We start from the raw sequence: 20,885 nt of genomic DNA on the forward strand, positions 1-20,885 counted from the left end.
TCTCGCCCTGTCGCGCCATTCCGCTTCCGGCGCAATGCTATCCGAAGAGATAGAGGTGGATCGGGTTCTTCGGGTCCAGCAGCATCTTCGCCGTCAGCGCCAGCGACATGACGATCAGCAGGGGCCGGATCAGCCGGCTGCCGAAGCGCATCGCCAGTCTCGCACCGATCTGCGCGCCCACGATATTGGCGACCGCCATCGCCAGTCCGACCATCCACAGCACATGGCCGCCCACCATCATGGTCAGCAAGCCCGCCAGATTGCTGGCGAAATTGGCTGCTTTGGCCTGCGCTGTTGACCTGAGCAGGCTGAGGCCGCCCAATGCCAGGAAGATCGTGGTATAAAAGGCCCCGGCACCCGGCCCGAAAAAACCGTCGTAAAATCCGATACCGCCGATCAGCAGGGAAAGCGCCGCTATACCGATGCGCTGATGCCGGTCGATCTCGCTGATTTTGGGCGAGAAAGTGAAATAGGCCGCGATGGCGATCAACAGCGCGGGCATCAATCCTGCCAGGATCGACGGGCTGACTCTCTGCACCAGCCATGCGCCGCCCACCGATCCGGCAAAGGCCGCGATGATCGGCCAGCGGTAGGTTTTGAGGTCCATATGCCCCGCCCGCGCATAGGCGATGCAGGCCCCGAATGTGCCAAGGGAGGATTGCAGCTTGTTGGTTGCCACTGCGCCGACCGGCGGCACGCCCGCCGCCATCAACGCGGGCAGGGTGATGAGACCTCCGCCGCCAGCCATGGAATCGATCACCCCCGCCATGAAGCCGGCGATCATCAGAAAGGCGATGATTTCAGGAGACAGGATCATCGGTTCCGCCCGTGAGCGTCAACGATGCTGGACAGGGAATCAGTATGCACGCGCGATGGCGAATTCCACTGCTTCCACCAGCGCCGCCTTGGCCTTGCCGCCGTCGAACATGCCCAGTGCGTCGATGGCACGCTGCCCATAATGGCGAGCGCGGGCCAGCGTATCGTCGATCGCGCCCGTCTCGCGCAGCAGCCGCGTCGCATGGGCCAGATCTTCATCGGCGATCCGGTGCCCGGCGATGGCGGCTTTCCAGAAGGCGCGATCTTCTTCCGAACCCCGCGCATAAGCGAGGATCACCGGGAGTGTCACCTTGCCGTCGCGGAAGTCATCTCCTGCATCCTTGCCCATGGTCGCGCCATCCGATTCGTAGTCGATGGCGTCGTCGATCAGTTGAAATGCGATGCCGAGGTTGCGGCCATAGACGTCCAGCGCCTGTTCCTCCGCCTCGTCACGTCCGGCGACCACGGCGGAGATGCGGCAGGCAGCGGCGAACAAGGCGGCGGTCTTGGCGACGATGATATCGAGATACTGCTCTTCGCTCGTGTCGATCTTGCGTTGGGCGGTGAGCTGGTTGACCTCGCCTTCCGCGATCACCGCGGAAGCGCCCGACAGGATCTTCAGCACCTTGAGCGATTCGGCCTCGACCATCAGTTCGAAGGAGCGGGAGAAGAGGAAATCGCCCACCAGCACGCTGGCGCTGTTGCCCCAGATGATGTTGGCGGTCTTGCGGCCACGGCGCAGCCCCGACCCGTCGACCACATCGTCATGCAGCAGCGTGGCGGTGTGGATGAACTCGACCGCGGCGGCGAGTTTGTAATGGCGCGATCCGGCGTAACCCACCAGTTCGGCGCAGGCGAGCGTCAGCATCGGCCGCATCCGCTTGCCCCCGCCCGCGATCAGATGGCCCGCCAGTTCGGGGATCAGCGGGATACGCGACTGCATCCGATCCAGGATGACGGCGTTCACCTGATTCATCCCATCCGCCACCAGAGCCATCATGGGCGCGAGCGAAGGCGCGCTGCCGGTGCGGCCGATAGGGTGGACATTGCCTGTGACAGGGCCTGTGGCGGGTGCGGTCATGACAGGGGCCATGTGGCGGCGCAAAATGCTAAAGGCAAGCGGGAATAGCTTGCCTCACGATGCGTTAGGCGCAAAAAGCGCCCGAAGAACGGAGGAACTGCGTGGACGAGACATTGAAGCGGTATCGCGAAAGCATCGACAATATCGATGCGGCTCTGGTGTTCATGCTGGCCGAACGCTTCAAGATCACCCAGGCCGTGGGCCGTTACAAGGCGGAGCACAAGCTGCCTCCCGCCGATCCGGGTCGCGAAGACAGCCAGATCGCCCGTTTGCGGCAATTGGCGCTGGATGCTCATCTGGACCCCGACTTCACCGAGAAATTTCTGCGTTTCATCATCGATGAAGTCATCCGCCATCACGAACAACTGCGCGAGCAATAAGCCGTTCAGGCCGGTTCGACGACATCGCCCGCGCGCGGCTTGCCCCGGGATCGGCCCAGCAGAACCCCACCCAGCGCCAGCGCGAATCCGCCAAGCTGCACCGGGCCTAGCTTTTCTCCGAAAATCAGCCAGGCTTCGACGGCGGCCAGCGGCGGCACGAGCAGCAGCAGCATCGACATCCTCGTCGGTCCTTGATGCCGCACAAGCCATACCAGCAGCGACAGCCCCGCCGCCGACAGGCCCAGCACCGACCAGCCGAGTCCTACCCAAAGCATCGCGCTATTGTCCCACCGCGCCTCGCCCATGAAAAGGGCTGCTGCGATGGCGACCAGCGCGCCGCCTCCATTCTGGACCGCACCTGAAATCGCAATGCCATCCCCCGCGATGGCGCCCCGCTGGATCAGGGTGCCGGCCGCCATGCCCATGATGGCAAGCAGAGCGGCAACGGCGGGCAGGATGGCGATCGAACCCGTGCCGGATCGCTCGATCGCGGGCGCCAGCACGCAACCTACGCCGACGATGGCGACGCCAAGCCCCGTCCATGCGCGCGCGGGCAGATGTTCATGGAGGAAGATGACGCTGGCCACCGCGACCATCAGCGGTTGAAGCGCGCCCAGCAGCGCCATGATCCCGGCCGGCATCCCATGATCGACCGCCCACCAGCTCAGCGTCAGATATACTCCGTGCAGCATCGCGCCCGCCGCCAGATGCAGCGCCAGCCTTTTCCCGCGGGGCAGGGCCTGCCGCGCGCAAAGCGCCGCCGCGCCGAGCACCAGCGTCACCAGCGCCAACCGCACCGCCAGCACCAGTTCGGGCGAGCCATGCGGCACCACGGCGCGCGCGACGATGAAGCCGGTGGACCAGATCAGGACGAAAAGGGCGGAGGCAAGGAAGGCCAGCATGGGCCAGCGCCTTTGGCCCACCCGCACCTTTATGTCGAGGGCCGTTCGGCTATTCCCTGCCCGCTCGGATCGCCGCTCCCCCGGCAAAGGGCGTGACCGCCACCAGCAAAAGCGAAGCCGCACCCAGGAATTTGAAAGCCGCGCCGCTGCCGTCGCTCAGCGTCCCCGCGCCAAAGATCAGCAGCGGCACGGCCAGCGGCAAGGCCAGCAGCCCGGCCAGTGCTCCGCTGGACCGTAATCCAGCGGTGAGGGTCGCGACCAGCAAACCCAACGCCGCGAGCGCGGGCGTCCCGATCAGGAGGCCTGCTTCCAGCAGGATGATCGCTTCGGCGTCCAGTTTCAGCAGGGCGGCGGCAGGCAGCGTCGCTATCATCAGCGGCGGCCCGAAACCCAGCCAATGCGCGATCAGCCGCGCCAGGACGATCATCTCCTCCCCGATGCCGCGCAGGGCGATCTGGTCCAGCACGCCCGAATCGCGATCAGGCGTCACCAGACGATCTACAGGCAGCAGACTGGCCAGCAACGCCGCAATCCACAACATGCCCCCGCCTGTTCGCCGGAGCAGCGGTGCGTCAGGACCAACAGCAAAGGGATAGAGGCTCGCCACCAGCAAGAGGAAGGCGACCGGCAGCCACAGCCCCGCCGAGCGCCATGCCTGCCCCAGATCGCGGCGGGCCAGCAGCCACATTATCCTCATGCGTCTTCTGCCTCCGCCGCATAAGCGCGCAGGTCGATCCGTGCATGATCCGCAATCGGCAGCGGCTGATGCGACGCAGCCAGAATAATGCCGCCCATGGCCAGATGACAGGATATCGCTGCGCCGAGCAAATCCAGCGATGCATCGTCCAGCCCGTTGCCCGGCTCGTCCAGCAGCCATATCGCCGCGTCTGAAGCGATCACACGCGCCATCATCGCGCGCTTGCGCTGCCCGGTGGAGAGCATCCGCACCGGCACCTCCGCGAGCGGCAGGAGCGCCATGGCGTCCAGTGCGCGCTCCAATGTTCCGTCAACCACTCCGTCCAGCCGTGCCCAGAAACCCAGTGCCTTCAGCAATGGCCGCTCGCTATCCAGCGCCAGCCGCTCGTCGGTCAGGGCTATGCCGCCGCGCATGTCCACTCTCCCGGCAAAGGCGGGCAGGAGGCCCGCGCAAATCCGCAACAGGCTGGACTTGCCCACGCCATTGGGGCCGGTGAGCAGCGCACTGCCGCCCGCTTGCAGATCGAGCGTGACATGCCGGAACAGCATCCGTCCGCCGCGCATACAGGCTACATCCGACAGGCGCAGCACCGCGTTCCTCATGGCGCAACCATGTCTTCCAGTACGTGCATGTCGAGGTCGGACAGGCCGAAATGATGGCCGATCTCATGCACTACGACATGGGTGATAAGCGCATCCAGAGCGACGCCGGTTTCCACCCATTCGTCCAGCAGCGGTCGGCGGAAAAGATGGACGGTCGGCGGCGTATCCCCGGTCTGCGCTTCATGGCCCACCGGTCGTCCGGTATAAAGGCCGGTAAGGCCAAAGGGATCGTCGATCTCCATCTCCTTCAGCACCTGTTCGTCGGCGAAATCCTCGACGAACAGGATTACATTGGACAAATGCGCGGCGAACGGATCGGGCAGGCGGTTCAAGGCCTGGAGCGCCAGCGTTTCGATATCTTCTTTCGTCGGCGCGAAACGCTGTGGTTGACGGGTGTCGGACATGGCTGCGACATAAGCCAAAGCAGATTGTGAGGATAGTCAAATGGTTGATAAACTGGACGGAGAAGCGCGGGCGCTGGCGCTGGCAGGACTTCCCGACTGGACGACGATTGGCGAACCTGACGGCATTCGCCGCCGCTTCGCCTTTACCGATTTCAACGAAGCCTTTGGTTTCATGACGCGCGTGGCGTTGCTGGCGGACAAGGCGGATCATCATCCTGAATGGTCGAACGTCTATAATCGCGTGGACATCACGCTGACCACGCACGATGCGGGCGGCCTGTCCCAGCGCGATATTGCCATGGCAACCGCCATCGATGCGCTATTGGCCGCGCGTTAGATTATTTGCCTATATATTTGCTGTTGCCCGTGCCGCTTTCGATCCGGTCCTCATAGCCGGAAAGGGCGGCGGTCACCGTGGCGTTGCTCGCATAGCGCATACGCAGCGCAGCCAGCCGGCCGTCGGTGCCGGAACACAGTTCTGCGATATTTTCCTCCAGATAAGCGCGCCGATCCGCATCATAGGGTTCCTCGCCCCGGAAATGGTCGCAACTGTCCCGTTCGACCATGAAGTTCGTCACCTCCTGGGGAAAGGGCGCAAGCTGCCCCGCTTGCCCCGAGGGCGGCAGGTCGAGCGGACGGTAAGGCGATGGCGGGGTGACGGCCATTTCCTGACTGTCCGGCAATTTGGCTTGCAGCGGCCCTTCCGCTTCGGCGGGCGCGATGACCTTGTTGGGCGGCAAGTCCTTTATCCTGACGGCAGGAGGTGGGACTGTCTCCCCGGCTATGGGTGGGGGCGGCGTAACTGCAGGCAACTCGCTCGTGGCTTCGCCATGTTGCGTCTGATCGGTGTTGGCGGAACGCTCTTCCGACGATGATGAACAACCGCCGACAAGGGCCAGCAGGATCGTTGCAATCAGTGTCGCGCGGATGCTCATCCGATCTCCTCTCGCAGGCTGGCGATCAGATCCGCGATGTGCGGCAACCGCTCCTCCTCCTGGTCCAGGATCGCCAGAAACGCTTCCCGCCTATAGTCATGCAGCCGCTCGGGCGAAAGGCGGCTTGCTGCGGGTATGGCGGAAATCGCGATATCCAGCAGCCGTTCCACCCCGTGCAGCCGTCCCCAAAGATAGTCGTTCTCTCGATAGGCGCGGCTGAAGAAAGCGCCGAAATTGTTGAATTCTATGCCTTTCAGCGTGGCTTCAGCACCGCCTGACCGGATGGCGCCGCAATCTTCGGGCGAAATGCGATCGACCTTGATCGGATCATATTCATCGGCGGTTTCGCCCTGCAAGAGCGGCAGTGTGGCAATGTCGTAGAAGGGGAAGCCCAGATAGGCGAGCAGCATGATGCGCCGCTCTTTCTTCGGCAAGCCAGCCAGCGCATCGGCCAACATTCTGTCGGCGGCGTCGTCCCGTGCCCTCAGGTCGCGTTCCTGCGCGATGGCGGCCAAGGCGGCGGCGGCGTCGGTCGGCACCTCACGCGCTGCGGCGCGAACGGTTTCCGCGTGGAAATCGGCTTCTTCGCACTCCGAATAATGGGCCAGCGCCTGATAGATGGCGTTGCGCAGCTTTTCGATCGCCGCCTCCTCGGCCGCGTTTTCGATCTCCAGAGCCTCCGTCAGCCGCCGTGCCAGAAAACGCAGCCGCCGCACGCGGAAAGCCAGGTCATGGGTGCGGAAAAACAGCACCGGCGCGGAAGATGGCCCTGCATCCTCGGTCAGCTTGTCCGCGCCGGTGGCGCGCACTTCCGCCCAGATCGCCTGACGATAGTTTTCGTGCATCATCGGACTGTCCTCCCCGCTCAGGCGGAACAGTAGTTCCGCGAGCGATTCGACGATTCCCGATAGCTTGAGGTGCCCGTAAGCCGGAAAGGCGAACCCGGCCGAACTCGCCGCCCGCTGCTGCGCCTTGGCGCGCCAGGTGGACAGCCGCGCAGGCGTGGGCCGGTCCAGAAAAAGCATCCCGCCAATGGCGCTTTCCACTTCCGCCTCGATGCCGGGGCGCAGCGCGTGCAATATCCGCACCATGCGCCGGACGCGAGAGGAATGGTGGTCGATCGCTTCCAGATTGTCGCGGATCGGCTGTTCGCGCGGAATGTCGCTCAGCGCCCCGAAAATGGTGCGAAAAAAGCCCGGCAACCGCGTGTCTCCGGGCATTTCCTCCTCCGCTTCCCCTTCGCGGTTCAGGCGGATGGAATGATGTCCCGGCTTGGGATCTATATAGACGAAACGGCGATCCACTTCCCGCCGGGAGGGCCGGTTGCTGAGCGCCCCTATGGCTTGCGCGAAGGGCGCGTTGGCAAGGACGGAGCCGTCGATCAGCACTGCGTCCTCTGCCACGCCCTGCGCCACATGCCGTGGCAAGGCCCGCGCCAGAAAGGCGTCGCGCGTGGGCCATGCGCGATGACGGCGTTTCAGCACCGCATCCAGTTCCCGCACGGTGAAGGGCGGGAAGGCTCCCGGAAAGCTCGCCGTCGCCCGCGCCGCAAAGACCAGTTCGGCGGCATCGGCAAAGGCCCGCCGTCCGTGCCCCTGCGCGCGGAAGCCGATGGAGAGGCGATGCTCCGTCTCGATCACCTGTGGCGGGCTGTTGAGCGTCAGGCTTTGCGGATGCCCTTCGAAATCGGTGACGGTGACGAACAGATCCAGCGGATGCCCGTTGGGCAACAGCGGCGGGCCGCCTCCCGTCGCTTCCATCGCGTCGAAGGCGTCGAGGATCATGCCGGAGAAGATCTCCCCGCCAAAGGGTGGCTCGAACCAGCGCGAACGGATGAAGCGGGACAATTTGCGCCGCACTTCCTCTCGCGTGTCGGGCGCGACCGTGCGCTCCACCGTATCGCCAGGCCGCCGTGCCGCCACCCACACCAGGGGCGTTGCCCAGAATTTCGTGATCGCCCGGGCGGGGCGGGCATCGGGAGCCAGCAACTGATCGACATCGGCATTTTCCAGCCACATGTCGGTCAGCGGCTCCAGCGACTGTCCCGTCTCGATCGCCTGCGCCAGAAAGATGCCGTTGATCCCGCCCGCGCTCGCCCCGGCAATGATGTCGGGCATGATCCGCAGCCTGATGCCGCTTTCCTGCTCCATGGCTTCCAGCAGGCGGCGATAGACGGCTTCGGTGCTGCCCTGGTGCGGCGTCCCGTCATGAAAACCCCGGCTCGCCCGCGCCAGCCGCCAGATCTCCTTGGTGATGCCGTGCATATATACGGCAAGGCTGATGCCGCCATAGCAGACCAGCGCCAGCCGGAGTTCCTTCTCCCTCATGCCTCATGGATCGCAGAGCGGACGAAGCTTGTCGAGGGGGCGTCAGTCAAGCCGGAACTCCGCCCAGATCGGCAGATGATCCGACGCCTTGCGCGCCGCCGCGCTTTCATGGACGCCGCTATCCGCCAGCTTCAGCCGCCCGCAATGCATGATCCGGTCGAGTCGCGCCACCGGCCGCCGCGCATGGAAACTCCGTCCGCAGGGCGCAAAATTATAGTGCCGCGCGAAGTCGGCCAGGCACCCCCGGTCCGCGCTCCATTCATTGAGGTCGCCCATCAGCACCGTGGGCATTGCCGCGCCCTGCGCCGCCGCGTGGATCATCGCTGAAGCCTGTCGCCGCCGCCACAGGCCCGACAGGTCCAGATGCATCCCGAACACGCGTATGGTCGCGCTGTTCAGCGTCACTTCCGCCATCGTTGCGCCGCGCGGTTCCAGGCAGGGGAGGTGAATCACATCATGCGCGCCAACCTCCGCACCCTTGCGGACGAGGATCGCATTACCGTGCCAGCCCATTGAGTCGGTCTGCACGTTGAGCGGCACAGCCTTATAGCCGCTCTGGCTGTCGAGCAGCAGCGGCGGGAGGGCCGCAGACCGCACGCCGAATCGCCTGTCGGCTTCCTGGAGCGCAATGATGTCGGCGTCGACTTCGTTCAGCACGTCGATCACTCGTTCTGGGATGCGGCGGCGGTCGGTGCCGATGGCCTTGCGGATATTGTAGCTGGCGATGCGAATGGACTTCATGGTGATGTAATGCGTCAGAAGCCCCTTCGTTTCCAAGGGGCAATGCAGCTTGCTCGCTCTTGAATTTCTGCATCCGGCCAGTTGCGGACAACCCACCTTCGTTCAGGGCGAATGGAGATAAGGGAATGTCCACCCTCCACCCAAAGGCGAAAATCCTAACCAAACCGCCAGCCGGGATTGTGTTCTATATATGTTCTGATATGCGTGGATCATGGCAAAGGCAAAGCGTAAATTCGTCTGTCAGCAATGCGGCACCATATCGGGCCGCTGGCAGGGCCAGTGCGACGATTGCGGGGAATGGAACAGCATTGTCGAGGAAGCGGCCGAAACCGTCTTTTCCGCGCGCCACGATCTTCAGACCGGAGGCAGGGGGATTTCCCTCGTCGGCCTGGACAGCACCGTTCAATTGCCCGACCGCACCAGTACCGGGATAGCCGAGTTCGACCGCGCATTGGGCGGCGGCATAGTCTCCGGTTCCGCCACGCTGATTGGTGGCGATCCGGGTATCGGCAAATCCACGCTTCTCCTGCAAGCCGCCGCCCGCATCGCTGCCCGCGGTCTGTCGGTCGCCTATATCAGCGGGGAGGAAGCCACCGATCAGGTTCGCCTGCGTGCCCAACGCCTCGGCCTTGGCACGGCGCCGGTGCAACTCGCCAGCGCCACCTCCGTCCGCGATATATTGACCACGTTGGGGGAAGGGGAGCCGCCTGCGCTGCTCGTCATCGATTCGATCCAGACGATGCACAGCGACCTGATCGAAGGTGCGCCCGGCACCGTCAGTCAGGTTCGGGCCTCGGCTCAGGAACTCATCCGCTTCGCCAAGCAGCGCGGCACCGCGCTTGTCATGGTGGGCCATGTGACCAAGGATGGCAGCATCGCCGGTCCCCGCGTCCTCGAACATATGGTCGACACGGTGCTGAGCTTCGAAGGCGAGCGAAGCCACCAATATCGCATCCTGCGCGCGATCAAGAACCGCTTCGGCGGCACAGATGAGATTGGGGTCTTCGCCATGGTGGCAGAGGGGTTGGAGGAAGTCGCCAACCCTTCTGCCTTGTTCCTCACCCACCGTGATGAAAGTGTGACGGGGGCAACGGTATTCCCCGCGCTGGAAGGGACGCGCCCCGTTCTGGTCGAAATCCAGGCGCTGGTCGTCCGCCTGTCGAGCGGCGCGACGCCTCGCCGCGCGGTGGTCGGTTGGGACAGCGGGCGGCTCGCCATGGTTCTCGCCGTGCTGGAGGCGCGCTGCGGTCTCAGCTTCTCCACCTGCGAAGTCTATCTGAACGTGGCGGGTGGCTATCGCCTGTCGGACCCGGCGGCTGATCTTGCCGTTGCCGCCGCGCTTATGTCCGCGCTCACCGAACGCCCGGTTCCCGCTGATGTCGTGCTGTTCGGTGAAGTGGCGCTTTCGGGCGAAATCCGTCCCGTCGCCCATGCGCCGCTGCGTCTGCGCGAATCGGCCAAGCTCGGCTTCAACCGCGCGTTCGTTCCTGCCGCCGCTGCCGATGGTGTGAAGGGCATTTCGGTCAGCGGTTATCGTGCTCTCTCACAGCTTGTTGACCAGATGCTCGGGCGCGGATAGCCAGCCATGCCATGAACGCCGTCGACATCCTCGTCCTCCTCGCCATCGGCGGTTGCGCCATTTTCGGTTTGATGCGCGGTTTCGTGCAGGAAACGCTCTCGCTGATTGCCTGGGTATTGGCGATCTTCGCCATCCGTTTGTTCCATGCTTCGGTTGCTGAACTGCTGACCCCGCTCATCGGTACGGAAAGCGGCGCGGCGATGCTGGCGTTGGTGCTGGTGTTCGGCGTGACCTTCGCGGCGGGAAAACTGCTCGCCCATGCCATCGGCAAGCGCACGCGCCAGTCGATCCTTGGTCCGGTCGACCGTGTGCTCGGTGGCGGCTTCGGCGCGATCAAGGGCCTGATCGGCGCGACCCTGTTCTTCCTCGCTTTCAGCCTTGTCTACGATACTTTCTACGGCAGCGGCGCGCGCCGCCCCGATTGGCTGTCTGACGCGCGCACCTATCCGCTGCTCAACGCGAGTGGACAGGCGATCAGCGAATTTGTCGCGGAACGACGCGCGCAGAAGCCTGCGGAACCGGCAGCGAATTAAGACGCAGATCCGGCGGGCGGCGGTTTTTGGCTAGGCTTTGCCGTTAAACAAGCCCGTGCTCCTGCCTTCGCGGATGCACGGCATATATGGGATCAGTGGTCAGTTCGCGAAGCCATCAAGGCGGACAAAAGCCGTCTCCTACAACCACCCCTTGACCCGATAAGCCTGCACCGTCGCCTTCAGTCCATCCTCGGTCGCTACCTCCGGCGACCACAGTGCCCTGGGCGGATGTTGCCCCATAGCGGCTACCCAGTCGGGGTGACAGAAATAGCGCACCCGGTCGGGCGTCAGCTTCGCGCCCTTGCCTCGGAAGAAACGGTCCATCCGCGCGCCCGCGCCCAGCAGCCATGCGGGTGTCGCCATGGTCCGCACCGTCCGCCCCAGCGCATGCCCGATTGCCTGCCCGAAATCCTGATGATCCCATCCCTGTGGCGTGCCGTCATCGACCTCATAGGTCTGCGCGAGGCTCATATCCGTCTCGCCCGTCAGCGTCAGCAGCAGCCGCGCCAGATCGCTGACCTCGATCACTGAAAGCCGCCCGCCCGGTGGCAGCAGCATCACGCCCCGCTTCGCCATGCGGAACAGTTCCAGCATCTCCTGGTCGCCCGGTCCGTAAATAGCGGGCGGGCGCACGATGGTCCAATCCAGCCCGCTGGCTTTCACATGCCGCTCGGCCAGTTCCTTGGACCAGCCATAGTCCGACAGCCCCGGCTCGCGCGCGGCCAGCGAAGATACATGCACCAGCCGCCTGACACCGCGCTTTCGCATGGCATCGACCACCGCTATCGTCCCGCGCGCATTGCCGACCTCAAAGCTGTCGCGGTCCGGCGCATTCACCACGCCTGCAATATGAATCACCGCGTCCACGTCGCGCACCAGCGTATCCAGCGCGGCGGCATCGTCCAGCGACCCTGGCACCCATTTAAGCCGTGCGCGCGGCGGTTGCGCCCGGCGGGTAAGGGCGCTTACATAATATCCGGATTCCAGCGCTTGGTTGAGCGTTTCGGCGCCGACGAATCCCGTCGCGCCGGTCATGGCGATGCGAAGTGTCATGGGGGGTCAGACCATCGCGAGATGGTCGCGATGGACCAGCACCGATCGGGGCAGATGACCCAGCAGCGCGGCGATGTCCTCGCTTCGCTTCCCTGCGATCCGTGCGGCTTCATCGCTATCATATTCGATCAGGCCGCGCGCGATCACCCGGCCGTCTTCCGTCAATATATCGACCACATCGCCCCGTGCGAAAATGCCTTCCACCTTCGCTACGCCTGCCGGGAGCAAACTGTTGCCCTTGCCCAGAGCCTTTTCCGCGCCCGCATCGACGACGATCCGCCCGCGCACCGTCAACCGGCCCGCCAGCCATCCCTTGCGCGCGCGCTTTGCGGGGGCAGCGAGGAAGATCGACCCGCGCCCGTCCTTCGCCCAATGAGACAGCGGCGCTTCCACCTTGCCCGAAATGATGGCGAGGTGCGCGCCCGCGCTCGTCGCGATTCGCGCGGCCTCGATCTTGGAGGTCATGCCCCCCGATCCCATGCCCGAAGCGGACCCGCTGTCCGCCATGCCCGCGATCCGCGCATCGATGCGCTCGATTGTCTCTATCAACATGGCGTTCGCATCGGCATGCGGGTTGGCGCTGTAAAGCCCATCCACGTCCGAAAGGAGCACAACCGCGTCAGCCCGTGCCGCCTGTCCGATGCGCGCCGCCAGCCGGTCATTGTCGCCGAAGCGGATCTCCGCCGTGGCCACGCTGTCATTTTCATTGACCACCGGCACGACGTTCAACTGCATCAGCCGCTCCAGCGTCGCCGAAGCGTTAAGATAGCGCCGCCGATTCTCCAGATCGTCCAGCGTCACCAGCATCTGCGCGGCGGTGATGCCGTTTTCGTGCAGCAAGCTGGCCCAGCATTGCGACAGGGTGATCTGCCCGGTCGCCGCCGCTGCCTGCGCGTCTTCCAGCGACCCGCGCCCGCCCTTGGGGAGTTTCAGCCGCCGCGCGCCCAGCGCGATGGCCCCGGACGACACGATGATGACCTGCTGCCCCGCCGCGCGTCGCTCCGCCACATCGGCGACCAGCGTGCGGAGCCAGTTTTCACGCACCTGGCCATCGGGATCGACCAGCAATGCCGAGCCGATTTTGATGACCAGACGGCGGATTTGTGCGGGTAGGAAGCCGGAGAGAGGCGTTACAGGGGCGACCATGTGCTTTCGCCTTCCTCGCCCTCATCATCCGGCGCTTCGCCCTTATTCTGTGCCTCCCCCAGCAAGGGCAGCACGGCGTCCAGCAAAGCGCCTACGCCTTCGCCGGTCGCGCCGGAGATGATGAACATATCGACCACGCCCGCCTCGTCGCGAAGCTGCGCCGCGATGTCTTCCATCAATTCCTGCCCTAACAGGTCGCCCTTGTTCAGCGCCACCAGCTGCGGTTTTTCGTCCAGCCCCGCGCCATAGGCGGCCAGTTCGTCCTGCACGATCCGAAATGCCTCGACTGGATCGTCGCCTGTCGCGTCGACCAGATGCACCAATACTCTGCACCGCTCGATATGCCCCAGGAATCGGTCGCCGATCCCCGCACCCTCGGCCGCGCCTTCGATCAGGCCCGGAATATCCGCCAGCACGAACTCCCGATCCCGATGGAGCACGACGCCCAATTGCGGCTTGGTGGTGGTGAAGGCATACGCCCCCACCTTCGCCTTCGTATTGGTGACCTGATTGATGAAGGTCGATTTGCCAGCATTGGGCATCCCCAATAGCCCGACATCGGCCAGCAGTTTCAATCGCAGCCACACCCACATTTCCTGTCCCGGCCATCCCGTGCCATGTTGGCGCGGCGCGCGGTTGGTGCTGGTCTTGTAGGACAGGTTGCCCCGCCCGCCGTCGCCCCCGCGCAGCAGCACGAGCCGTTGCCCGACCTGGGTGAAGTCGGCCAACACCTCCTGCTCCTCATATTCGGGGATGCCGTCCTCGTCCTCCGTGCCTTCGATCGGCTGGGGATCGGAGAGGATCTGCGTGCCGACGGGAACCTTGATGACCAGATCGTCGCCGCCAGCGCCATAGCGGTTCTTGCCCGCGCCAGGCATGCCGCGCTGTGCTTTGAAATGCTGGGTATAGCGAAAGTCGATCAAAGTATTGAGGCCTGCGACGGCTTCAAAGATGATGTCGCCTCCCTTGCCCCCATTGCCGCCGTCGGGGCCGCCATATTCCACATATTTTTCGCGCCGGAAACTGACCGCTCCGGGGCCGCCCCAGCCGGACTTGATGAAAATCTTGGCTTGATCGAGAAAGTGCATCGCGCGCCCATAGCCGCTTATGCGGTGAAGTTAAACCGGCGATGGAAGGGGGCCTGCCGCTTGACGGTGGGAGAGGGGGCGTCATCATGGCGGGATCATGACCCATGCGCCCACGCTGCATAGCGAAAGACTGGTCCTGCGTCCCCACCGGCAGGAGGATTTTCTTGCCTGCCGCATGCTCTGGAGTGATGCCGAGGTGGTTCGCCATATCGGCGGCGCGACGCAGGATACGCAGGCGGTCTGGTTCCGCATGCTACGCTATGCGGGCATGTGGCAACTCCTTGGCTATGGCATGTGGGTGGTGGAGGACTGCGCGACAGGCGCCTTTCTGGGTGAAGCTGGCCTGCTAAGCGCCTGTCGCGGCATTGCGGAGCTGGAGGGTGTGCCGGAAATCGGCTGGGTCTTTTTACCGTCCGCCTGGGGTAGGGGAATCGCCTCTGAAGCGGTCGGGGCGGTGCTGCGCTGGGCCGACGCCCATATCGACGCTCCCGCGATTCGCTGTATTATCGAAGGCGACAATGTCGCATCGTTCCGGGTGGCCGGGAAACAGGGCTTCTCCAGTATAGGAAAAGCCCTGATCGACGGAACCCCCGTCGAAATCCTGGACCGTCCCCGCGCCTCAACCGGATAGGACCGGGAGTTTGGCTCCCGGCCCGAATTGCGCCCTTATGCCGCCAGGGCGGGCAGGGCGTCGCCATAGATGTCGAGTGCCGGGTCCACCGGCATGAGCGCGCTTTCACCTTCTTCGAAAATCAGGCAGTCGGCGGCGTTTTCACGACCATGGCTGCGCCGTTTTTCGACACGGCCGGTGAAGTGGAAGCCCATCTTCCGCAGCACATGACCCGAAGCGGGATTGTCCGCGAAATGGGCCGCGCGCACGCCCCGCAGACCGCTGGCGCGAGTCATGCTGAGCAGGGCGCGAGTGGCTTCGGTGGCAAAACCAAGGCCCCAATAGGCGCGCGCGATCCAATAACCCAGTTCCGGCGTGCCGTCGGCGCATCGTTCGATTCCACATCCACCGACGAGACGCGGCGCTCCCTGCGTGCGCGCAAAGATCAGCAGACGCGGCTGAAGCGAGTCCTGCGGCATCGACAGAAAGGCTTCGGCGTCCTGCGGCCGATAAGGGCTGGGCACGCGGGTCAGGTTCCGCAGGATTGCAGTATCGTCGATTGCCTGGGCCAGGGCATTTGCATCCTCCTTCCAGCCGGGCCGAAGCAGCAGGCGGGGGGTACGGGCGAACATGATAGATCTCTCCTCTTTTCTGCAGCGCCCATGGCCCACAAAAGTTACGGCTTGGCGACGCTCTCGACTGGCTGCCTTGGCTGCGCGATAGACGTGCGAAAAAGGCTTGGGTTCCAGCGGTTTGAGGGAAAATGAAGGAAGAGCCGGACGAATAGAAAAAGGGGCGCTCCCTGGGATGGGGCGCCCCTTGTTTCCCTCGAACGCCGGCAGTTCGCCAAATGGCTTTCTACCGGGAGGATCGCCCTTGCGAAGGACGATCCGTCATCGATCGTCCGTTATTCTGCGGCTTCGGCCATCGCGTCGACCGATACATATTTGCGGCCGAGCTTACCGGTGTGGAATACCACGCGGCCTTCCCCGAGCGCGAACAGCGTGTGGTCCTTGCCCATGCCGACGTTACGGCCGGGATAGACGCGGGTGCCGCGCTGGCGAATGATGATGTTGCCGCCGATCACTTCCTGACCGCCGAACTTCTTGACGCCAAGGCGCTTGGATTCCGAATCGCGACCGTTACGCGACGAACCGCCAGCTTTCTTATGTGCCATGACCTAAACTCCTTAAATCTCTAGCTGCGGCTCAGGCGCCGATCGACACGATCTTCAGGATCGTGTGATTCTGGCGGTGGCCGTTCTTGCGGCGGTAATTGTGACGACGGCGCTTCTTGAAGACGATGACCTTCTCGCCTTTCGCCTGCGCGATGATTTCGGCGGCGACGGTCAGCTTGTTGGCGTCTTGCGCCTTGCCGCCTTCACCGGCGAACAGGACATCGTCCAGGGTTACCTTGTCGCCAGCCTCACCGGCCAGCTTTTCGACGACGATCTTGTCTCCGGCGGCGACGCGATATTGCTTGCCGCCTGTGCGCACGACTGCGAACATGGCTCTGTCTCTTCTTGTTCAAATCTGCTTTACGCAGATCATTGAGGACGAAAGTCCTGCCGACCCGCGCGGGAATGTGGCCCGGTAAGGTAATGACTCGCCTATGTCAACCGATATGGGGTGGCATTGGCACTGGTTTTCAGCGTTTTCATTCCCTATTTCTACCGAAAGAAAGGGAACCGCATGTTGCTACCACGCCGCAGGGACGACGCAGGAAAGGGCTGCCCGCTCTTTCTCGCGACGTTGTGGATGGCAATCTGCGTAGCTCTGCTTTGCGCGCTGGCGCCGCTTGGTCCTCCATCAAGCAAGCTCATGGGGTCCGCCTTCAATCCCGCGACGACCGCCGTGGTGCTGAAAGCCCGATCGCCTGCCGGGCCGCAGGTGAACAGGGTGATCCGGCCCGATGGCGAGGGGCTTAAGTCCCTGCCTTATGCTGTCCCGCTTTCAGTTCTGCCAATCCTTTGCGGGTTCGCGATTTCCCTCTGTGTTTTGCATACGCCAAACGCACTTGCCCTTCATTTTGCGAAGATTCTCGCTTCCACCGCTATCGGTCATCGTCCTCCGGCGCGCGCGCCGCCGCTCTCCTGAAAAGACAGCCGTTGCCGGCCTGCATCTCCCATGCGGCCCGGCTCGTCCTTTCTTGAAGAAGGAGTGCGCTGATGTCCCGCAAGAGAGTGCGGCGCGGGGGCAGTCGTTCCCGCCGTCGCCCACCCTGGTGGTTCATGCCAGCGGTCATGTCCGGTCTTGGCGCGGCTGCGGCTCTTATGTCTGCCGCCTTGCTGACCGCCATGGAATGAAGGATATAGTGCCGGCGGATGGCTGAGCCATCCGCCGGTGGACAGAAACAAAGGATTTCTATGCCCCATCACACGCCGCTGATCGGCACTATCGTTGCAGGTCTTGTCGTTGCGTTCATTCTGGGCGCTATCGCCCATCGTCTGAAACTTTCGCCGCTGGTCGGCTATTTGCTCGCCGGCATCATGGTGGGTCCGTTCACGCCCGGCTTCGTCGCGAACGCCAGCCTTGCCAATGAGCTGGCGGAAATAGGCGTCATCCTGCTGATGTTTGGCGTGGGCCTCCACTTTTCTCTGCGCGACCTGTTGTCCGTGCGGAAGATCGCCGTGCCGGGCGCCATCGGGCAAATCGCGGTCGCCACGTTGCTCGGTATGGCGCTCGCCTGGTCACAGGGCTGGTCCATTATGGGCGGCCTTGTTTTCGGTCTTGCGCTTTCCGTCGCCAGCACGGTCGTCCTGCTTCGTGCGTTGCAAGGCGCTGACCTCGTCGAAACGCAGCGCGGGCGGATAGCAGTGGGCTGGCTGATCGTCGAGGATCTGGTCATGGTGCTGGCCCTCGTGTTGCTTCCGGCGCTCGCGGGAGTGATGAATAGTGCGGAAACGGGCGGAGGCATGGAAGCGTTGCTCCTTCCGCTGTTCGGAACCCTGCTCAAGGTAGCAGGCTTCGTCGCGCTGATGTTGATAGTTGGGCGCCGTGTCATCCCATGGGCGCTGCATTGGGTTGTCCATACCGGTTCTCGTGAGTTGTTCCGTCTCGCTGTGCTCGCCATCGCGTTGGGCGTGGCCTTCGGTGCGGCGGTCGCCTTTGACGTGTCTTTCGCGTTGGGCGCTTTCTTCGCGGGCATGATCCTGGGCGAAACGCCGCTCAGCCGCCGGGCGACGGAGGAAACACTGCCGTTGCGCGATGCCTTTGCGGTGCTGTTCTTCGTGTCAGTGGGAATGCTGTTCAATCCTGCCGTTTTGGTGCAGCAGCCGCTGCTGTTGCTTGCGACCGTCGCGATCATTATCATCGGCAAAACAATCGCCGCTTTCGCTATCGTGCGCGCCTTCGGTCATCCTACGGACACGGCGCTCACCATTTCGGCGAGCCTCGCGCAGATTGGCGAATTTTCTTTTATTCTTGCATCGCTGGGCACTGGTCTGGGCGTGCTCCCGGCCGAGGGACGCGATTTGATACTGGCCGGCGCGATCGTGTCGATCCTGCTCAACCCGATAATCTTTTCCCTGGTCGTGCGCGATCGCAAGGAGGAGGAAAGGGAAGAAAATGAAGAGCCGACACCAGAAAAGCCCCGCATGGGCCATGTCATTCTGGTGGGCTATGGGCGCGTGGGAAAACTGATCGCGTCGCGCCTCGCCGAACGCAACGTCCATTTCGTCGTGATGGAAGGTGATGCTGACCGGGCGGAGGAGGCCGAGGAGGCGGGCCTATCCGTAGTGCGCGGCAGCGCGCTGGAGGACCGGCACCTGAAGGCGGCAGGCATAACGGAAGCGCGCCGCTTGCTCATCGCCGTGCCCGAAGGCTTCGAAGGCGGCGCGATCCACGAACATGCGCGCCATCTCAACCCCGATCTGCAGGTCATTGCCCGCGCCCATAGCGATGCGGAGGTCGCGCATCTGGAAGGGTTGGGCGTGCCCCACATCGTCATGGGCGAGCGGGAACTTGCATCGCGCATGCTGGCTCTTTGCGGGGCTGGCTGAAGCTCTTCAGGCTGACGTTATGCCAAGGGCGGTCGACATGGCTTAATTGGGCGCCTGCCGCATCCTGCGCGGCAACCCGGAAGATGTCATCGGCGTCCAGCGAAAAATCGCGGACGCCGATGACTGCTTCTTGGTTCCGGGCGGAGTCCGCGCCGGAAGTGGCCATGATGGCGAAAGGGTGAATTATCCGCGCGGTTTGCGCGGGCCGCCGCGCTTTGGTCCCTTGAACGGCCGCGGGCTGTGTGGTGCCCCGCTCCGAGGGCGATCGCCATTGCCTGGCCGTGGGCCGCCTTTACGATGTTCGCGGGCTTGCTCGCGCGGCGTGCCTTCAATTTGCTCGATTGCGACTTCCGCGCCCTCGTCATTCGCCTGCCCCGTCCGTTTTACCGCCGCCATGAAGCGCGATGCGATGGCAGAGGGAATTTCGAACAACGTCTCGTTGGCGGCGATGCGGATCGCGCCGATCTCGCCACGGCTGACATGGCCACGGCGACAGACCAACGGCAATATCCAGCGGGGGTCGGCATTCTGCCGTCGTCCGATGTCCATGCGGAACCAGACCGTATCCTCGAAACCGGGACGCGGCCCATCGCGCCGAAGCGGCGCTTCGCTGGCGTCGAGCAGTTCCTCCGGCTGGGGCAGAGCGGCGCGGGCGCTACGCACCAACATGGCCGCGATTTCCTTCGCGCTTTTTTCCTCAAGCAGTTCCGCGCCCAGCGCCCAGTCAGCCTCGTCCAGTTCGGCCCTTTCCATCAGGGCAGCGCGCAGCCGCGCATTATCCTGTTCCTGAATGGCCTCGCGGCTGGGCGGTGTGCCCCACTCGACGGGGATCTTTGCGCCCCGCAGCATGGATTCAACCCGGCGGCGGCGCGGATAGGGCACGATCAGCACCGCCGTTCCCTTCTTCCCCGCGCGCCCGGTGCGGCCCGAACGGTGCTGCATTGTTTCCGCATCGCGCGGCAGCTCGACATGGACGACGAGGGAGAGGTTCGGCAGATCGATGCCACGCGCCGCCACGTCCGTCGCCACACACACCCGCGCTCGCTTGTCACGTAGCGCCTGCAATGCATGATTGCGTTCATTCTGGCTATGTTCCCCCGACAGGGCCACGGCGGCAAATCCCCGCTCCGTCAAACTCGCATGCAGATGCCGTACATTGTCCCGTGTCGCGCAAAAGAGGATCGCCGTCTCCGCCTCGTGAAAGCGCAGCAGGTTGACCACTGCATTCTCAATGTCGGCGGGTGCGACCGTCAGCGCCTGATAACTGATGTCGCCATGGCCGCGCTCATCGCTGACCGTGGAGATCCGTAGCGCATCCTTCTGATAACGCCTTGCCAGCGCTACGATGGGCTTGGGCATCGTGGCGGAGAACAGCAGCGTCCGCCGACCTTCCGGCGTCGCGTCCAGTATCTCTTCCAGATCCTCGCGGAACCCCATGTCTAGCATCTCGTCCGCTTCATCGAGCACGGCTGTCCGCAGATCTGACAAGTCCAGCGCCCCGCGCTCCAGATGGTCGCGCAGACGTCCTGGCGTGCCCACGACGATATGCGCGCCATGGGACAGCGCCCGCCGCTCCTTGGAAGCGTCCATGCCGCCCACACAGGTCGCGATCCGCGCCCGCGCTGCGCCGTAGAGCCACTCCAGCTCCCGGCTCACCTGCAGCGCCAGTTCGCGCGTCGGTGCGATCACCAGTCCCAGCGGTCTGCCCGGAACAGGCAGCTTCCCCGCCTCGTCCAGCAATTCCCCCGCCATGGCAAGGCCGAAGGCCACGGTCTTGCCCGATCCGGTCTGCGCGGAAACCACCAGGTCGCGGCCTTCCGCCTCGGTCTGCGTCACCTGAGCTTGCACCGGAGTCAGGTTTTCATAGCCCTTCTTGCCGAGCGCGTCGGCGAGCAGGGTAGGGAGATGTTCAAAAGTCATGTTCTGTTTGTCCGTCGGAATAAGCGACCCGCCTCTGCCGACGGTATCTTGATCTGTGCCGAGCCAGGTTC

23 protein-coding genes are annotated in these 20,885 nt (G+C 63.9%); 7 read left to right on the forward strand and 16 right to left on the reverse strand.

Features of this window, described 5'->3' with window-relative positions:
* Positions 1-37 precede the first annotated feature (37 nt).
* Both ATN00_RS09580 and ATN00_RS09585 read right to left on the reverse strand, forming a co-directional pair.
* A complete protein-coding gene (locus tag ATN00_RS09580; RefSeq protein ID WP_062064221.1) occupies positions 38-817 on the reverse strand; it encodes a TSUP family transporter in 780 nt (259 codons plus the stop codon).
* Positions 818-856: 39 nt separating this feature from the next.
* Complete coding sequence (locus ATN00_RS09585; RefSeq protein WP_062064223.1) at positions 857-1,909, reverse strand: polyprenyl synthetase family protein; 1,053 nt, start codon at positions 1,907-1,909, stop codon at positions 857-859.
* A gap of 89 nt (positions 1,910-1,998) precedes the next feature.
* On the opposite strand from ATN00_RS09585, the gene ATN00_RS09590 reads away from it, so the two are divergent.
* On the forward strand, positions 1,999-2,277 hold the full coding sequence (locus tag ATN00_RS09590; RefSeq protein ID WP_062064224.1) for a chorismate mutase: 279 nt from the start codon (positions 1,999-2,001) through the stop codon (positions 2,275-2,277).
* Positions 2,278-2,282: 5 nt separating this feature from the next.
* Here the strand turns inward: ATN00_RS09590 and ATN00_RS09595 are convergent, their stop codons facing one another.
* The 4 genes from ATN00_RS09595 to ATN00_RS09610 are packed head-to-tail and all read right to left on the reverse strand — an operon-like array spanning position 2,283 to position 4,882.
* Complete coding sequence (locus tag ATN00_RS09595; RefSeq protein WP_062064225.1) at positions 2,283-3,179, reverse strand: DMT family transporter; 897 nt, start codon at positions 3,177-3,179, stop codon at positions 2,283-2,285.
* 49 nt (positions 3,180-3,228) lie between these two features.
* Complete coding sequence (locus ATN00_RS09600; RefSeq protein WP_062064227.1) at positions 3,229-3,876, reverse strand: heme exporter protein CcmB; 648 nt, start codon at positions 3,874-3,876, stop codon at positions 3,229-3,231.
* Positions 3,873-4,478, reverse strand: coding sequence for a heme ABC exporter ATP-binding protein CcmA (gene ccmA / locus ATN00_RS09605; protein WP_062064228.1), 606 nt, complete (start codon positions 4,476-4,478; stop codon positions 3,873-3,875). Before ccmA ends, ATN00_RS09600 begins: the two co-directional genes overlap by 4 nt.
* Entirely contained in the window at positions 4,475-4,882 is a 408-nt protein-coding gene (locus ATN00_RS09610) for a metallopeptidase family protein (protein WP_062064229.1), read from the reverse strand. Before ATN00_RS09610 ends, ccmA begins: the two co-directional genes overlap by 4 nt.
* A gap of 40 nt (positions 4,883-4,922) precedes the next feature.
* On the opposite strand from ATN00_RS09610, the gene ATN00_RS09615 reads away from it, so the two are divergent.
* Positions 4,923-5,219, forward strand: coding sequence for a 4a-hydroxytetrahydrobiopterin dehydratase (locus ATN00_RS09615; RefSeq protein ID WP_062064230.1), 297 nt, complete (start codon positions 4,923-4,925; stop codon positions 5,217-5,219).
* Between the two features lies 1 nt (position 5,220).
* Here ATN00_RS09615 and ATN00_RS22850 read toward each other — a convergent pair whose 3' ends face one another.
* The 3 genes from ATN00_RS22850 to ATN00_RS09630 are packed head-to-tail and all read right to left on the reverse strand — an operon-like array spanning position 5,221 to position 8,885.
* On the reverse strand, positions 5,221-5,817 hold the full coding sequence (locus tag ATN00_RS22850) for a hypothetical protein (RefSeq protein WP_231746437.1): 597 nt from the start codon (positions 5,815-5,817) through the stop codon (positions 5,221-5,223).
* Positions 5,814-8,144 carry a patatin-like protein gene (locus tag ATN00_RS09625; RefSeq protein ID WP_062064232.1) on the reverse strand — a complete coding sequence of 777 codons (2,331 nt, stop codon included), beginning with the start codon at positions 8,142-8,144 and terminating at the stop codon, positions 5,814-5,816. Before ATN00_RS09625 ends, ATN00_RS22850 begins: the two co-directional genes overlap by 4 nt.
* 42 nt (positions 8,145-8,186) lie before the next feature.
* A complete protein-coding gene (locus ATN00_RS09630; RefSeq protein WP_156415252.1) occupies positions 8,187-8,885 on the reverse strand; it encodes an endonuclease/exonuclease/phosphatase family protein in 699 nt (232 codons plus the stop codon).
* A gap of 211 nt (positions 8,886-9,096) precedes the next feature.
* Between ATN00_RS09630 and radA the strand changes: the two genes are divergently transcribed.
* Together radA and ATN00_RS09640 are read left to right on the forward strand one after the other, a co-directional pair.
* Entirely contained in the window at positions 9,097-10,464 is a 1,368-nt protein-coding gene (gene radA / locus ATN00_RS09635; protein WP_062064233.1) for a DNA repair protein RadA, read from the forward strand.
* Between the two features lie 11 nt (positions 10,465-10,475).
* Positions 10,476-10,997: a CvpA family protein gene (locus ATN00_RS09640; protein WP_062064234.1), complete on the forward strand. Its 522-nt coding sequence runs from the start codon at positions 10,476-10,478 to the stop codon at positions 10,995-10,997.
* Between the two features lie 138 nt (positions 10,998-11,135).
* On the opposite strand, the gene ATN00_RS09645 is transcribed toward ATN00_RS09640, so the two are convergent.
* Genes ATN00_RS09645 through obgE form a run of 3 tightly spaced genes read right to left on the reverse strand, consistent with a single transcriptional unit; the run spans position 11,136 to position 14,284 of the window.
* Positions 11,136-12,050 (reverse strand): NAD-dependent epimerase/dehydratase family protein, encoded by a 915-nt coding sequence (locus ATN00_RS09645; protein ID WP_231746438.1) that lies wholly within the window; start codon positions 12,048-12,050, stop codon positions 11,136-11,138.
* Between the two features lie 6 nt (positions 12,051-12,056).
* A complete protein-coding gene (gene proB / locus ATN00_RS09650; protein WP_062064236.1) occupies positions 12,057-13,196 on the reverse strand; it encodes a glutamate 5-kinase in 1,140 nt (379 codons plus the stop codon).
* Positions 13,181-14,284 (reverse strand): GTPase ObgE, encoded by a 1,104-nt coding sequence (obgE, locus tag ATN00_RS09655; RefSeq protein ID WP_062064238.1) that lies wholly within the window; start codon positions 14,282-14,284, stop codon positions 13,181-13,183. Before obgE ends, proB begins: the two co-directional genes overlap by 16 nt.
* A 97-nt stretch (positions 14,285-14,381) precedes the next feature.
* Between obgE and ATN00_RS09660 the strand changes: the two genes are divergently transcribed.
* A complete protein-coding gene (locus tag ATN00_RS09660; RefSeq protein ID WP_062064239.1) occupies positions 14,382-14,915 on the forward strand; it encodes a GNAT family N-acetyltransferase in 534 nt (177 codons plus the stop codon).
* Positions 14,916-14,950: 35 nt separating this feature from the next.
* On the opposite strand, the gene ATN00_RS09665 is transcribed toward ATN00_RS09660, so the two are convergent.
* From ATN00_RS09665 to rplU, 3 genes are all read right to left on the reverse strand, one after another.
* Positions 14,951-15,526, reverse strand: coding sequence for a GNAT family N-acetyltransferase (locus tag ATN00_RS09665; RefSeq protein WP_062064240.1), 576 nt, complete (start codon positions 15,524-15,526; stop codon positions 14,951-14,953).
* A 275-nt stretch (positions 15,527-15,801) separates the two neighbouring features.
* Positions 15,802-16,071, reverse strand: coding sequence for a 50S ribosomal protein L27 (rpmA, locus tag ATN00_RS09670; RefSeq protein ID WP_007683600.1), 270 nt, complete (start codon positions 16,069-16,071; stop codon positions 15,802-15,804).
* A 31-nt stretch (positions 16,072-16,102) separates the two neighbouring features.
* A complete protein-coding gene (gene rplU / locus ATN00_RS09675; protein WP_062064242.1) occupies positions 16,103-16,402 on the reverse strand; it encodes a 50S ribosomal protein L21 in 300 nt (99 codons plus the stop codon).
* Positions 16,403-17,061: 659 nt separating this feature from the next.
* Here rplU and ATN00_RS23665 point away from each other — a divergent pair.
* Positions 17,062-17,199, forward strand: a complete 138-nt coding sequence (locus ATN00_RS23665; protein WP_197413711.1) for a hypothetical protein — start codon at positions 17,062-17,064, stop codon at positions 17,197-17,199.
* Between the two features lie 60 nt (positions 17,200-17,259).
* Positions 17,260-18,894: a YbaL family putative K(+) efflux transporter gene (ybaL, locus tag ATN00_RS09685; RefSeq protein WP_062064246.1), complete on the forward strand. Its 1,635-nt coding sequence runs from the start codon at positions 17,260-17,262 to the stop codon at positions 18,892-18,894.
* Positions 18,895-19,077: 183 nt separating this feature from the next.
* Here the strand turns inward: ybaL and ATN00_RS09690 are convergent, their stop codons facing one another.
* On the reverse strand, positions 19,078-20,814 hold the full coding sequence (locus ATN00_RS09690; RefSeq protein ID WP_062068622.1) for a DEAD/DEAH box helicase: 1,737 nt from the start codon (positions 20,812-20,814) through the stop codon (positions 19,078-19,080).
* Positions 20,815-20,885: the final 71 nt, after the last annotated feature.

It is taken from the genome of Sphingobium baderi (assembly GCF_001456115.1).
GTDB lineage: Bacteria > Pseudomonadota > Alphaproteobacteria > Sphingomonadales > Sphingomonadaceae > Sphingobium > Sphingobium baderi_A.

Excerpts from the sequence above, each read along its gene's own strand:
- ATN00_RS09580 (WP_062064221.1), bottom strand. The coding sequence starts at position 817 with ATGATCCTGTCTCCTGAAATCATCGCCTTTCTGATGATCGCCGGCTTC.
- ATN00_RS09585 (WP_062064223.1), bottom strand. The coding sequence starts at position 1,909 with ATGGCCCCTGTCATGACCGCACCCGCCACAGGCCCTGTCACAGGCAAT.
- ATN00_RS09595 (WP_062064225.1), bottom strand. The coding sequence starts at position 3,179 with ATGCTGGCCTTCCTTGCCTCCGCCCTTTTCGTCCTGATCTGGTCCACC.
- ATN00_RS09600 (WP_062064227.1), bottom strand. The coding sequence starts at position 3,876 with ATGAGGATAATGTGGCTGCTGGCCCGCCGCGATCTGGGGCAGGCATGG.
- ccmA (WP_062064228.1), bottom strand. The coding sequence starts at position 4,478 with ATGAGGAACGCGGTGCTGCGCCTGTCGGATGTAGCCTGTATGCGCGGC.
- ATN00_RS09610 (WP_062064229.1), bottom strand. The coding sequence starts at position 4,882 with ATGTCCGACACCCGTCAACCACAGCGTTTCGCGCCGACGAAAGAAGAT.
- ATN00_RS09615 (WP_062064230.1), top strand. The coding sequence starts at position 4,923 with ATGGTTGATAAACTGGACGGAGAAGCGCGGGCGCTGGCGCTGGCAGGA.
- ATN00_RS22850 (WP_231746437.1), bottom strand. The coding sequence starts at position 5,817 with ATGAGCATCCGCGCGACACTGATTGCAACGATCCTGCTGGCCCTTGTC.
- ATN00_RS09625 (WP_062064232.1), bottom strand. The coding sequence starts at position 8,144 with ATGAGGGAGAAGGAACTCCGGCTGGCGCTGGTCTGCTATGGCGGCATC.
- ATN00_RS09630 (WP_156415252.1), bottom strand. The coding sequence starts at position 8,885 with ATGAAGTCCATTCGCATCGCCAGCTACAATATCCGCAAGGCCATCGGC.
- radA (WP_062064233.1), top strand. The coding sequence starts at position 9,097 with ATGGCAAAGGCAAAGCGTAAATTCGTCTGTCAGCAATGCGGCACCATA.
- ATN00_RS09640 (WP_062064234.1), top strand. The coding sequence starts at position 10,476 with ATGAACGCCGTCGACATCCTCGTCCTCCTCGCCATCGGCGGTTGCGCC.
- ATN00_RS09645 (WP_231746438.1), bottom strand. The coding sequence starts at position 12,050 with ATGACACTTCGCATCGCCATGACCGGCGCGACGGGATTCGTCGGCGCC.
- proB (WP_062064236.1), bottom strand. The coding sequence starts at position 13,196 with ATGGTCGCCCCTGTAACGCCTCTCTCCGGCTTCCTACCCGCACAAATC.
- obgE (WP_062064238.1), bottom strand. The coding sequence starts at position 14,284 with ATGCACTTTCTCGATCAAGCCAAGATTTTCATCAAGTCCGGCTGGGGC.
- ATN00_RS09660 (WP_062064239.1), top strand. The coding sequence starts at position 14,382 with ATGACCCATGCGCCCACGCTGCATAGCGAAAGACTGGTCCTGCGTCCC.
- ATN00_RS09665 (WP_062064240.1), bottom strand. The coding sequence starts at position 15,526 with ATGTTCGCCCGTACCCCCCGCCTGCTGCTTCGGCCCGGCTGGAAGGAG.
- rpmA (WP_007683600.1), bottom strand. The coding sequence starts at position 16,071 with ATGGCACATAAGAAAGCTGGCGGTTCGTCGCGTAACGGTCGCGATTCG.
- rplU (WP_062064242.1), bottom strand. The coding sequence starts at position 16,402 with ATGTTCGCAGTCGTGCGCACAGGCGGCAAGCAATATCGCGTCGCCGCC.
- ATN00_RS23665 (WP_197413711.1), top strand. The coding sequence starts at position 17,062 with ATGTCCCGCAAGAGAGTGCGGCGCGGGGGCAGTCGTTCCCGCCGTCGC.
- ybaL (WP_062064246.1), top strand. The coding sequence starts at position 17,260 with ATGCCCCATCACACGCCGCTGATCGGCACTATCGTTGCAGGTCTTGTC.
- ATN00_RS09690 (WP_062068622.1), bottom strand. The coding sequence starts at position 20,814 with ATGACTTTTGAACATCTCCCTACCCTGCTCGCCGACGCGCTCGGCAAG.